Below are 13,080 nucleotides of genomic sequence, written 5' to 3'. Positions count from 1 at the left end.
CCGAAGAGAGTTCGGTGGGATGCCTCTCTTTTTATAGGGAGATTTACGTTATGACCAATAAATTAAGCCATATTTTTGAGTGTTCCGATCATATTACGGAAAAACAGTATCGGACCAGCAGGGCACTTTTTATCCTCGATGGATGCGCTTCCACACAGATTTTTACGGTTACTTCCGGCGCATTTTTATCGGGACTTGCCTATCTTGTGGGTGCGGGGACGGCACTGACCGGGATCATAGCTGCACTGCCGACGCTGATGAATACCATCCAGATTTTTTCCTCTGTCGTCTATGAGAACCGCGCAGGCAGCAAACGGATCACGGTAGAGTTTGCACTCATCCAGCGCTTATGCCTGCTCATGATGCTGTTTGTTCCGACATTGATGTTAGGAGTGAGAATCTCGGTGGCAGTGATCGCGGTGCTGTATTCCTGTGCACATTTCTGTGGGGCATTTATCAACACCGGGGCAAATAACTGGCTGATCAGCCTGGTGAAAAAAGAACGGTTGGGAAGATATCTCGGACTGAAGGATTCAATGACTTTAGTTGCGTCCACAGGCGGTTCCCTGATCTTAAGTAAAATTTTAGATGCCTACCGTTTCGCGGATCAGGAGATTCTGGGATTCCGGATCATCGGCATTTTAGGTATCGGTATCTGCGTGGTCGACATTACCTGTCTCACGCTGATCCGGGAACCGGAAAATGTGAAACATGTGGAGCCACTGAACATAAGGAAAGCAATACAGATGCCGCTCACAGACCAGAATTACCGCAATATATTGATTTTCTTCCTGCTGTGGAGTGTGGCGTCTAATTTTGCCAGTCCGTTTTTTTCTATTTATATGTTAGAGAATCTGGGGCTGTCCTATTTTTATATCACCGTCATGAATATGGTTGCATCGGTGGCGCGGATCGCGGCTGCAAATCTGTGGGGGAAGGCAGCAGACAGTTATTCGTGGAGGCTTGTCACGCTGGGGTCCATTTTTATGCTGGGAGTTGCATATATCGGCTGGGGACTGCTGACGAAAGAAAACTGTATCTACTGGCTTCCGGTCGTACAGGCTGTGAGCGGGGTTGCCTGGGGCGGCATCAATATTGCGACTTTTCGGATGCAGTTTGCCTTTGCACCGTTAGAACACCGTGTCAGCTATGTCAGCTTCTGCTCAACAATGGTTGGGTTTGTAGGATTTTTTTCATCCATGCTCGGCTCGACATTTGTGGCATTATCAAAGGATATCAGGATTTTAAACATTCCGGTAGATAACATACAGATGGTGTTTATTTTGTCTGCATTCGGAATTATTGCAAGTTCATTATACAGCCGAAAAATAAAGGAGAAATGACAGGACAGATATGGAGAGAGATAGCAGAAAGCGGGCAGAGGCGCTGCTTGCGCAGATGACCGCAACAGAAAAAGTGGGACAGTTAAACCAGCATTTATATGGTTTTCGGATCTACCATGTAGAAGATGGAAAAATTATTTTTACGCAGGAATTAAAGGATGAAGTAAAAAAGTGGGGCGGGATCGGCACGATCTATGGTCTTTACCGTGCAGATCCATGGTCGGAAAAAAATTATGAGACAGGGCTTGCCGGGGGACTTTCCATGCAGGCATATAATCAGTTACAGAAATATGTGATCGAACACAGCCGCCTTGGAATTCCATTTTTACTGAGCAGTGAATGTCCACATGGACATCAGGCGTTAGACGGATATCTGCTCCCGGTCAATCTGGCAGTAGGTGCATCGTTTGACCCGGCATTGTATGAGCGGGCAGGGCAGGTGTGCGGCAGGCAGTTAAAGCAGATGGGCGTGGATTTTGCACTGGTTTCGGCACTGGATATTTTAAGAGACCCAAGATGGGGGCGCAGTGAGGAGTGTTATGGGGAGGATCCATATTTATCGGCAGAGCTCGCGCGGGCGATCGTAACAGGAATCCAGAAAGAGGGCGTTGCAGTGGTTGCAAAACACTTTTGTGCACAGGGGGAGACGACCGGAGGGGTCAATGCCAGCGCAGCGAGGATCGGAGAGAGGGAACTGTGGGAGATCCATTTACAGGCGGCGAAGGCATGTTGTGAGGCGGGCGTAAAAGGCATTATGGCTGCATACAACGAGATCGATGGAAAATTCTGCCATGCCAACAGACATCTGCTGCAGGATATTCTGCGGGAACAATTGGGGTTTGACGGGGTCGTGATGGCGGATGGCATCGCCATCGACCAGTTAGACATTATGACGGGGGATAATATCAGGTCGGCAGCACTTGCACTGAAAGCAGGTGTGGATATCAGTCTGTGGGATGAAGGTTATACAAAGTTAGAGGAGGCGTTAAAACAGGGATTTATCACGGAAAAGGAACTCGATCAGGCGGTCCTTCGAGTGCTCACTTTGAAATTTGAGCAGGGACTGATGGATAAACCTTATATTGATGAAAACGGGAACCGTACCGCCTCTTACAGCGAAAATGGTGCTGTTTCATTTCCGACAGAGGCATATCAGGAGTCGGAAAAACTGGCGCGCGAGTCGGTAGTGTTGTTGAAGAATGAAAATGTACTGCCGATTGGGAGAGCAGAAAAAATAGCTCTGATCGGTCCAAATGCGGATGATATTTACCGGCAGATCGGTGATTATTCACCTCCAATGGACAGGGCAGGATATGAGACGTTAAAGAGCGGCATGGAAAAAGAATTTGGTGCAGACCGGGTTCGCTGTTATAATGGACATGAGGTCGGGACGGCTGTTTCTCTTGCGGAAAATGCGGATATTATCGTGCTGGCATTAGGCGGATCATCGAGTCGTTTTAAAGGGGCGCTGTTCGATGAAAACGGTGCGGCAAAAGTACAGGGAGTACTTGAGATGGACTGTGGGGAGGGCATGGATACCGCCAGATTACAGCTCCCCGGGAACCAGAACGAACTGTTTACGGCTGTCTGTGCGCTGAAAAAACCGGTGATCTCCGTAGTCATTGCCGGGCGGCCTTATGCAATCCCTGAAATTTCGCAGGATTCAGATGCACTGTTATATGCTTTTTATCCGGGACCGATGGGAGGAAAAGCAATCGCGGAGTTGTTGTCTGGAAAATATGCACCGTCCGGCAGACTGCCGGTGTCCCTTCCGCGAAACTGCGGACAGCTTCCGGTGTACTATAACCATACGGTGTCCTATCCGGCAATGCACTATTGTGATATGGAACAGGGAGTTTTGTATACATTTGGGGAAGGAATGGGATATTCCCACATGGAGTATGTGGATATCTGTCTTAAAAAGCAGCAGGATGTGTGGATTATTTCAGGAATTGTAAAGAATAAAGGAAATATAGATGATACGGCAGTGCTGCAATGCTACCGGAAAGTGTTGTCCGGTGAGCTTGTGCCAAGAGAGCGGGAACTGGTTGCATTTTCCAGAATAAAAGTGGAAAAAGGAAGTCAGAATGCATTTGAAATCGCTATGGATGCGGATAAATTCCGGTATTTTAATGAGAGTGGTGCAAAGATTTATAAGAGTAAAATACTTTTAATGGATAGTGGAAAAATAATTTTTGAAGAATAGGAAGAAATTCTGACAGCAGGAGGAGAAAATTATGTATTTATTACCAAAGCCAAAAACAATCAAAGAACAGGACGGACAGATGCTGCTTTGCCACAGCACACATATTGTGATGACAAAAGAGGTGGCAGAGACAGAGATGCATGCAGCAAAAAGACTGCAGGAGGCGATCAGGCAGGAAACGGGGCTTATCCTGCCGTTTTCCGTAGGGGAAGTAAGGGAGGGGGATCTCTCTCTTGGGATCGCAAAAACATTACCAGAGCAGACATATGAGATCACGATCGACGAAAAAGGCGGACAGATTTCAGGCGGCGACGGGGCTGGCGTGCTTTATGGTGTGGAGACCTTCTGCCAGATCGTACAGCAGTGTGGCGGGATACTGCCCTGTGTACAGATTCAGGATGCCCCGGATATGCCAAACCGTGGTTATTATTTTGACCAGACAAGGGGACGTGTGTTAAAACTGGAAGAACTCAAAAAAATTGCAGACAGGATGTGCCGCTATAAATTAAACCAGCTTCAGCTTTATGTGGAACATACCTATCTGTTCCGTGACTTTTCGGAAATGTGGAGGGATCAGACTCCGCTTACGGCAGAGGAGATCCGCGAACTTGACAGTTATTGCCGGGAACGTCATATTGAACTGGTTCCGTCGCTGGCAAGTTTTGGACATCTGTGCACACTGCTCTCCACAAAAACATATGGGGATCTCTGCGAGATGGAGGATTCCTGGAAGGAGCCGTTTTCCTTCTGGAACCGGATGCGGTATCATACGATTAATGTCTCCGATGAGCGTTCCCTTCCTCTGATCAAAAAGATGATCGCAGAATATATGCAGTTGTTTTCTTCCAACAAATTTAATATCTGTGCGGATGAGACATTCTGCCTTGGCAAATATAAATCGAAAAAACTTGTCGAAGAGCGTGGCGTCCATCGGCTTTATATTGACTATGTCAAAGAGCTTGCACAATTTCTGGTGGAAAATGGAAAAATCCCAATGTTCTGGGGCGATATCATCTGGAATTCGCCGGAACTGATGAAGGAACTGCCGGAGAGCATGATCTGCCTGAACTGGGGATACGCACCGGAACAGAGGGAAGATGAGACGAGGGCGATCGCACAGACGGGTGCAGTGCAGTATCTGTGTCCGGGTGTATGCGGCTGGAACCAGTGGGCAAACTTAATAGAAAATTCTTATAAAAATATTACAAGAATGTGCGGTTATGCGGCAAAATATCATGGCATCGGTGTGTTGAACACAGACTGGGGAGATTTTGGACACGTTAATGATCCGGCATTTTCTGTTCCGGGGATGATCTACGGTGCTGTATTTTCCTGGAATGGGGAGAAGATACCATTTGCAGAGTTAAACCGTATGATCTCACGGATCGAGTATGGGGATACTACCGGAAATTATGTTTCCCATCTGGCAGAAATCTGCGGACAGTCGGTATTTCAGTGGAGAGAAGCTGTCATGTATTATGAGAACCGGTGCTTAAAGCATGAACTCGAAGAGGGCGAAGATCTGTTCCGCGGTGTGGATCAGGCGGGTGTAGATGCTGCAGCAGATGCCCTGCGTGATATATACAAAAAACTTTTGGAGAGCACGCAGGCGATGCCGGAAACCAAAAAACAGATGCAGCTTTTATCCGTGACATTGCAGGGGATCGGTATCTGGAATGCCGTAGGACTCCTGACAGAAAGCATGGAAAAAACGGGAAGTTTTGATATGCAGAAAGGTCTGGAACTGGCAGAAAAGTTAGAATGCTGGTTTATGGCTTATAAAGAAAACTGGAGAGCCACCAGCAAAGAAGGCGATCTGCATCATATTGCAGAGATCGTGTTCTGGTATGCAGACTGGATGCGCAGAAAATGATAAAAAAGTATAAATTCTATCAGGTGATAACTGATTAATCATCAGGACTTTTCGCGGGAAATTTATGATATAGCATATTGTCTGCTGCCGGAATCATAAGCAAATGAGAGGATACAAGAATAAATCTCAATATTTTCCACATACTAACTCCAAAGCTGATATATAAGAAAGAGCTGCTTTATCAAAATATAGCATTGGAGGATAACAACGTGAAAGCAACAGGAATTGTTCGCCGGATAGATGACTTAGGACGTATCGTAGTGCCAAAAGAGATCAGAAGAACTTTAAGGATCCGCGAGGGAGATCCGCTTGAGATATTTACAGACCGTGAGGGGGAGATCATCCTGAAAAAATATTCACCGATCGGTGAACTCGGACAGTTTGCAGGGGAGTACGCGGAGAGCCTGGCACAGACCACGGGATATCTTGTACTTGTGACAGACTGTGACCATGTGATCGCGGCATCCGGAAGCGGGAAAAAAGAATTTGAGGGAAAGCCGGTCAGCAGACAGTTAGAGGAAGCCATCAGTGAGAGAAAGAACTATCAGGCATCTGCAGGAGATGCAGAATTTATGAAAATAACACTGGATGATGCCGGGGAATATACACAGCAGGCACTCAGTACGATCATCTGTGAGGGAGATGCGATCGGTGCGGTGGTTATCTGTAATAAGGATGAAAAAAAGAAAATGAGTGATACCGAAGGAAAACTGGCTGCTGCGGCAGCATCATTTTTGGGAAGACAGATGGAACAGTAAAAAAGAAGATCAAAGATAAGAAGAGGCGGCGGGGTTTCTAATAAGAAAAATCCGCTGCTTCTTTTCACTATTGGAAAAACAGAAAAAATCATATACAATAGACACTGTAAATGAGACAGAAATGGAGCAGCTTATGAAATTCATACATGTTTCGGATGTACATCTTGGGATAAAACCGGATGTGGGAAAACCGTGGAGTGAAAAAAGAGCGCAGGATATCTGGGATTCGTTTGCAGAAGTGATCGATGCAGCAGTGGAGCTAAAGCCGGATTTTTTGCTGATATCAGGGGATTTATTCCATGCGCAGCCATTGAAAAGAGAGCTTAGGGAAGTTAATTATCTTTTTAGCAGGATACCACAGACGAAAATCATTCTGATGGCGGGCAATCACGATTATCTTCGAACGAAATCCTATTATCTGACAATGGAATGGGAGGAAAATGTTTATTTTTTCCGTCAGGAAGAACCCGGTCATTTTGATTTTGATGAGGAAAATGTCAGCATTTATGGATTAAGTTACTGGCATAGAGAGATCGGGAATGCTATTTATGATTCGGTCATCCCGGAGGATAGATCAAGGATCAATCTCCTTTTAGTACATGGCGGAGACAAACAGCATATCCCATACAATCCCAAACTTATCTTGGAAAATGGGTTTGATTATATTGCTGCCGGGCATATCCATAAGGGAGAACAGCAGATTCCGGGGAGGGCAGTGATGGCGGGAAGTCTGGAGCCGACGGATAAAAATGATGTCGGGCCGCATGGATACTGGCTGGGGACGATCGACAAAGAGCATACGGATATTCATTTTCATCCGGTGAAAAAGTGTGAATACTGTCATGAAATTTATCCGGTTACGGCAAAAACAACGGATCTTGAACTTGGGGATTGGGTGAGAAACCTGCTGGAGGAAAGACCCGGATATCAGTATTTTCGTTTATTTCTGCGGGGAAAAATTTTGCCGGATATAGAATTTGATACAGAAAAACTTGAAACGTTTGACCGGGTTGTTGATGTGACAGAGCAGCTTTTGCCGGATTATGATTATGATAAATTAAAAGAAAACTATAAAGGTACCCTTTTGGGGAATTACATAAAAGAAATGGAAAAAAGACCACAGGATGTGGTCACAAAAAAAGCGTTGGAATATGGAGTCAACGCATTATTGGGATATAAGATATGCAGATAAAAGAAGCGATCATTGGTCAGTTTGGAAAATTGCAGAACAGGCAGATCTCATTTGAACCAGGGATCAATGTGATCTATGGAGAAAATGAGGCGGGAAAAACGACACTGCATGATTTTTTGCTTGCAATGTTTTTTGGAATGGAAAAGGGGCGTGGAAGAAATACATTAAACAGCATTTATAAAAAGCACGAACCCTGGCATGCCCCTTCGTACTATAGTGGTGCCCTGCGATTTCTTGTGGATGAAAAACCATTTTATTTAGAGCGTAATTTTTATTATAAGGATAAAAAAGATATTTTGAAAAATGAGGCAGATGGAGAAGAACTGTCGGTAGTTTACGGGGATCTGTCAATGCTGCTTGGTGGAATAGATAAGGAAACGTTTGGAAACACTTATGATATACCGCAGACAGGTGCAGTGACAGGAAAGGAACTGGCAGATATTTTGTCTGAGTATCTATCGAATGCTGCTGAGGGCGGTGGTGCCAATATTCAGGTTCAGAAGGCTAAAGCAGCACTTACAGCGCGGAAAAAAGAACTGGCGCAGGAAGTAAGAATAATTCATGAACAGAAAAATGAGGATATCAGGCAGCTCATTGTGGAAAAAGATCTTTTAGAACGGGATGCACGTGGATTACATGCCAATATTGCGGATGCAGAGAGAGAGATCAATCAGTTGAAACGTGTGCGCGTGGAAGAAATTGGTGAAAAGCGAAAGAGATTATCTGAGCAGAAAAGGCAGCAGGCAGACCGCAGAGAGAGACAGGAAAATGCACCGCACAAAAGAGAAATTGATGGGGCAATGCAACCGGAAAAAGAGCATCCGGACCGTATGGCAGGGATCGGAATCTGTGCTTCGGCACTGCTTGTCAATATAGCAGTACATTATGTTACTTCATATCCGTCTCGTCTTTTTTTTATTTTGCAGGCAGTCTTTTTTGCAGGTATGATTCTTTGCGGACTTTATGTGGGAATCCGTTATGCGGTGGAACAGGCAAAAAAAGAGGCATATATGTCAGCACAAAAGAGCGATATAGAGGGTGTGACGCAGGAAACATATGCAGATGCCGGGCTAAGGCAGGCAGAGCGTATGCTCCTCAGTCTCAAAGAGTCTTTGTCTGAAAAAGAGACAAGACGTTATAATATCATGCAGGATATGGAAGAGGCGAAGCAGCCGGGAGAGCAGGAACGGGAGTTGTTAGAAGATATCCGCGCATTAGAACTTGCAGCGGCAGAAATTGACCGCCTTTCAAGCGAATACTATGAGGAAAGCCTCGATGAACTTGGCAGTGCCGTCTCAAAATGGATGTCACAGCTTACAGCGGGAAAATATGATCATGCCATTGTAAAAGAAGATGGAAAACTTTTTATTTTAGCAGATGGAAAAGAAGTCATGCCGGAGGCGTTAAGCCATGGAACGTTAGAACAGATTTATCTGGCATTTCGTCTTGCTGTCGGAGAAATCGTGACAAAAGAGGAGCCTATGCCTGTCATTTTTGATGAAGCATTTGGAATGTATGACGAGAAACGTCTGATGCAGACACTTTGTGCACTTGATGGGATTGTCAGGAGAGAGCAGGGGAGACAGATTTTGATTTTTACCTGTCAGAAACGTGAGATGGAATTAATGGAACGGGCAGGGATTACATATCATAAAATTGTTTTGAAATAGAGGTGATGCAGTTATGACAGCCAGAAAAAGGAAAAAGAAGAAATACCGTATGTTCTGGTTTTTGGCAAAGATGCAGCTTGTTCTGCTTTTTGCAGTGATCGCGGGAGCATGCTGGTATTATTTTGGCGGTTACGCAGAAGAAGTAAAGGACTTAAAGACGCAGGCGGTGGAACTGGTGCGTTATTCCAATAAAGAAACATTTAAAGCTAACCAGACCAGTATTGTTTATGCTTCCGATGAAAGCGTGATCTCTACACTAAAAGGTGGAAAAGATTCTTATTATCTTTCGATCACAGATATTCCAAGTAATGTGATATGTGCAATTGTCAGCATAGAGGATAAAAAATTTTTCCGGCATAATGGAATTGATTACCGGGCGCTTGTACGTGCGGTAAAGGCGATGATCGAAAATGGAGAGGCGACGCAGGGCGGCAGTACGATCACAATGCAGCTTGCAAGAAATATTTTCTTAAGCCAGGAAAAAACATGGCAGAGAAAAGTTGAGGAAATGTATATTGCAAGAGAACTTGAAAAGAAATATACAAAGGACGAAATTCTCGAATTTTATCTTAATAATATTTACTTTGGAAACGGATATTATGGGATTCAGTCAGCAAGCCGCGGGTATTTTAACCGGGATGTGCAGGATCTTGATCTGTCAGAGCAGGCATTTTTATGTGCTATTCCCAATAATCCGACGCTTTATGATCCTGTTACGAATATCACAAACACCTACAAAAGAAGAAACCGTATTTTAAAAAATATGCTTGATGATGGAAAAATATCCCAGACTTCATATGATAAGGCGTTAGGTCAGGTAATCGCATTAGACCGCCCGGAGGCACTGGCAAAAAATGATTATGTAGAGACTTACACTTATTACTGTGCAGCAAGAGCACTAATGGAAAATGAAGATTTCCATTTTCAATATCAGTTTTCTTCGGAAGATGAAAAAGCAAAATATGATGAAGCATATGAGACGCTTTATAATGAATGCCAGAAAAAATTGTATACTGCCGGATACCGGATCTACACATCATTTGATCTGAATTTACAGCAGGAACTGCAGGACTCTGTAAATGATGCGCTTGCTGGTTTTACGGAGGTCAATGATGAGGGTGTATATGCGTTGCAGTCTGCAGCGGTCTGCATTGACAATGACAATGGTTATGTCAGGGCGATCGTGGGTGGAAGAAGCCAGGATTTTTCCGGGTATACGTTAAATCGTGCATTTCAGAGTTACAGACAGCCGGGGAGTGCCATTAAGCCGCTCACGGTCTATACACCTTCTTTTGAACGCGGTTATACGCCGGATTCGGTAGTTAAAGATGAGCCGATCGAGGACGGTCCAAGAAATGCAAACGGATCTTATTTAGGACAGATCACAGTACGGACTGCAGTGGAAAAGTCTGTCAATACGATCGCATGGAAATTATATGGGGAGCTGACACCGGAAGTAGGTCTTTCTTATCTTGAAAACATGAATTTTGCAAAACTTGATGCCAATGATTACAGACCGGCAACGGCGCTTGGCGGTTTTACAAATGGTGTGTCTGCGCTAGAGATGGCATCCGGTTACGCAGCGATTGAAAATGATGGAAATTACCGGACACCGACCTGTATCGTTAAGATATTAGACGCGGATGGCAATGAAGTTTATGCATCTGAACAGACGGAGGAGACTGTGTATAAACAGAACGCAGCGCGCATGATGACAGATGTTTTAAAAGGTGTTATCACAAGCGGAACGGCACATGGACTCGGACTTGGCAGTATGCCATCAGCTGGAAAAACAGGTACATCCAACGATCAGAAAGATGGATGGTTCGTAGGCTATACGAGATATTATACAACCAGCGTGTGGGTGGGGTATGATATGCCCAAAAAACTTGACAAACTCATGGGATCAACTTATCCGGGTACGATCTGGCAGAAGTTTATGTTAAAGGCGCATGAAGGGCTTTCCCCGATGGAGTTTCTGCCATATGCGCAGGTGTCGGATGAGGTTCATGTATTCCGTCAGGAAGATACGGAAGAAAATCCGGATCAGAACGTGGATGAAAATGCCGGGCAGGAGCAGCAGGCGGATGACCAGCAGCCACAAGACCAACAGCCACAGGATCAGCAGCCACAGGATCAACAGCAGCAACAGGAACAGCAGCAACAACAAGACCAACAGCCACAGAACCAGCAGCCACAGGATCAACAGCCACAGGATCAACAGCAGCCACAGGATCAACAGCCACAGGATCAACAGCAACAAGATCAACAGCAACAACAAGACCAGAAACAACAAGACCAGCAGCCACAAGATCAGCAACAGCAACAGCAACAACAGTAGGAGCAACCAAATCAGCAGCAACAGCAACAGAATCAACAGCAGTAACAGAATCAGTAGCAGACAGATATAACAGTTCTGACAGAATATCGTGAGGTCAGAAATACCCCTTGGAATTGGCAGGTATCCGGAAGCCTGGATACGTATCAAAGATCCATAAGGGGTATTTTTTTTGTAAGTGCTAAAAATAGTGCACCATTTTAAAAATCAGGTATCTGTTTTATACCCTATGCGGATGGTAACATAAAAGCATCTTAAGAAACGAACCAAATGGGAGGGTTTTAATCATGAAGAAAAAAATTGTTACATCAATTCTTGCAGCAGCAATGTTAGTTTCCATGGCAGCCGGATGTGGAAACAACACAGCAGACACCAGTACAGGTACAGATAATTCCGCAGGAACAAAGACAGAGAGTCAGGCAGCGGGAACGGAAAACAAATCAGATGCAGCAGATACAGCCGATTCCGGAGAAGCAGTTACTTTAAGATTATTCTCCAATCTGCCGGATCGAAAGAACGGACAGGGACTTGTAGAGCAGACGATCATTGATGAGTACATGGCTGAAAATCCAAATGTAACGATTGAGGTTGAGGCACTTGATGAAGAGTCTTACAAGACAAAATTTAAAGCATATGCGATGAACGGCATGCCGGACGTTGTAAGCATCTGGGGACAGCCATCTTTCTTAGATGAAGTCCTTGATTCCGGTGTTCTTGCTGAGTTAAATGAGAGTGACTATTCTGATTATGGATTTGTATCCGGTTCACTGGATGGATTTAAGAAGGACGGAAAATTATACGGACTTCCAAGAAATACAGACATCATGGTTTTCTATTACAACCAGAAAATGTTTGAGGACAATGGCTGGGAAGTACCGACCACTTATGATGAACTGCTTGACCTTGGTAATAAGATCAATGCAGCAGGAATCGTTCCGGTAGCAATGGATGGTGGTGACGGCTGGGTACTTGCATGTTACATGCAGGATCTGATGGTACGTTTAGAGCAGACACCGGCAGCAAAAGTTTCCGATGCGATCGCAAATGCAAACTTCCAGGATGAACTGTTCACCAATGCAGCACAGTTATTGCAGGATACTGCAGCTTCCGGATTATTCCAGACAGGATTTGATTCCCAGGATTATGGTACGGCACAGAACCTGTTTACAAACGGTCAGGCAGCAATGTTTTACATGGGAAGCTGGGAAACATCTATGGCATTAAATGAGGATATTCCAGAGGATGTCCGTGAAAATATCAGAGCATTTGTAATGCCATCCGTAGACGGTGGAAAAGGAACACAGACAGACTTAGCAGCATGGAACGGCGGTGGATATGCAATTTCTTCTGAATCAGAGCAGAAAGAAGAGGCTGTTAAATTCTTAAATTATATGTATCAGCCGGATAAATTATCCAAATACGGCTGGGAAGATGGTGTCGGACTTTCAGCACAGGATCAGAGTGCTTATTTAACAGGCAGCGAGACAGAACTTCAGCTTCAGATCATGGATCTGTTAAAGAACGCAACCAATATTTCCGGAACACCGATCAACGACTGTGGTTCCTCCACATTTAAGACAATGATCGAGACAGATATCCAGAGCCTGTCAAACGGAACACAAAGCGTCAGCGATTTTCTTGCAACATTGGAAAAAGCTTGTGAATAATCAATGAAAAAGGGGCTGCTGCAATGTGAGCTG

Annotated in this window: 8 protein-coding genes; all 8 read left to right on the top strand. The window is 44.8% G+C overall.

Features of this window, described 5'->3' with window-relative positions; genetic code table 11:
- Window positions 1-50: 50 nt before the first annotated feature.
- The 8 genes from H8S51_RS17680 to H8S51_RS17645 all read left to right on the top strand — a co-directional run bounded on the left by H8S51_RS17680 (window position 51) and on the right by H8S51_RS17645 (window position 13,047).
- Window positions 51-1,343: an MFS transporter gene (locus H8S51_RS17680; protein ID WP_186899271.1), complete on the top strand. Its 1,293-nt coding sequence runs from the start codon at window positions 51-53 to the stop codon at window positions 1,341-1,343.
- A gap of 10 nt (window positions 1,344-1,353) precedes the next feature.
- Window positions 1,354-3,549, top strand: a complete 2,196-nt coding sequence (locus tag H8S51_RS17675; protein ID WP_186899270.1) for a glycoside hydrolase family 3 protein — start codon at window positions 1,354-1,356, stop codon at window positions 3,547-3,549.
- Window positions 3,550-3,580: 31 nt separating this feature from the next.
- Window positions 3,581-5,422 (top strand): glycoside hydrolase family 20 zincin-like fold domain-containing protein, encoded by a 1,842-nt coding sequence (locus H8S51_RS17670; protein ID WP_186899269.1) that lies wholly within the window; start codon window positions 3,581-3,583, stop codon window positions 5,420-5,422.
- A gap of 209 nt (window positions 5,423-5,631) precedes the next feature.
- Complete coding sequence (gene spoVT, locus H8S51_RS17665; RefSeq protein WP_118590596.1) at window positions 5,632-6,180, top strand: stage V sporulation protein T; 549 nt, start codon at window positions 5,632-5,634, stop codon at window positions 6,178-6,180.
- Window positions 6,181-6,313: 133 nt separating this feature from the next.
- The gene (locus H8S51_RS17660; protein WP_186899268.1) at window positions 6,314-7,372 is read left to right on the top strand and encodes a metallophosphoesterase family protein; all 1,059 of its coding nucleotides are present in this window, start codon (window positions 6,314-6,316) and stop codon (window positions 7,370-7,372) included.
- A complete protein-coding gene (locus H8S51_RS17655; protein WP_186899267.1) occupies window positions 7,363-9,042 on the top strand; it encodes an ATP-binding protein in 1,680 nt (559 codons plus the stop codon). Before H8S51_RS17660 ends, H8S51_RS17655 begins: the two co-directional genes overlap by 10 nt.
- A 13-nt stretch (window positions 9,043-9,055) precedes the next feature.
- On the top strand, window positions 9,056-11,383 hold the full coding sequence (locus tag H8S51_RS17650) for a transglycosylase domain-containing protein (protein ID WP_186899266.1): 2,328 nt from the start codon (window positions 9,056-9,058) through the stop codon (window positions 11,381-11,383).
- 284 nt (window positions 11,384-11,667) lie between these two features.
- Complete coding sequence (locus tag H8S51_RS17645; protein ID WP_117921189.1) at window positions 11,668-13,047, top strand: ABC transporter substrate-binding protein; 1,380 nt, start codon at window positions 11,668-11,670, stop codon at window positions 13,045-13,047.
- Window positions 13,048-13,080 lie beyond the last annotated feature (33 nt).

Source organism: Roseburia rectibacter (genome assembly GCF_014287515.2).
Taxonomy (GTDB): domain Bacteria; phylum Bacillota; class Clostridia; order Lachnospirales; family Lachnospiraceae; genus Roseburia; species Roseburia rectibacter.
Note: the sequence above shows the minus strand (reverse complement) of the source record. Positions and strands in the feature narration are given on the sequence as shown.

What these genes read in the sequence shown, in the direction of transcription:
- H8S51_RS17680 (WP_186899271.1), top strand. Translation starts at nt 51, where the DNA reads ATGACCAATAAATTAAGCCATATTTTTGAGTGTTCCGATCATATTACG.
- H8S51_RS17675 (WP_186899270.1), top strand. Translation starts at nt 1,354, where the DNA reads ATGGAGAGAGATAGCAGAAAGCGGGCAGAGGCGCTGCTTGCGCAGATG.
- H8S51_RS17670 (WP_186899269.1), top strand. Translation starts at nt 3,581, where the DNA reads ATGTATTTATTACCAAAGCCAAAAACAATCAAAGAACAGGACGGACAG.
- H8S51_RS17660 (WP_186899268.1), top strand. Translation starts at nt 6,314, where the DNA reads ATGAAATTCATACATGTTTCGGATGTACATCTTGGGATAAAACCGGAT.
- H8S51_RS17655 (WP_186899267.1), top strand. Translation starts at nt 7,363, where the DNA reads ATGCAGATAAAAGAAGCGATCATTGGTCAGTTTGGAAAATTGCAGAAC.
- H8S51_RS17650 (WP_186899266.1), top strand. Translation starts at nt 9,056, where the DNA reads ATGACAGCCAGAAAAAGGAAAAAGAAGAAATACCGTATGTTCTGGTTT.
- H8S51_RS17645 (WP_117921189.1), top strand. Translation starts at nt 11,668, where the DNA reads ATGAAGAAAAAAATTGTTACATCAATTCTTGCAGCAGCAATGTTAGTT.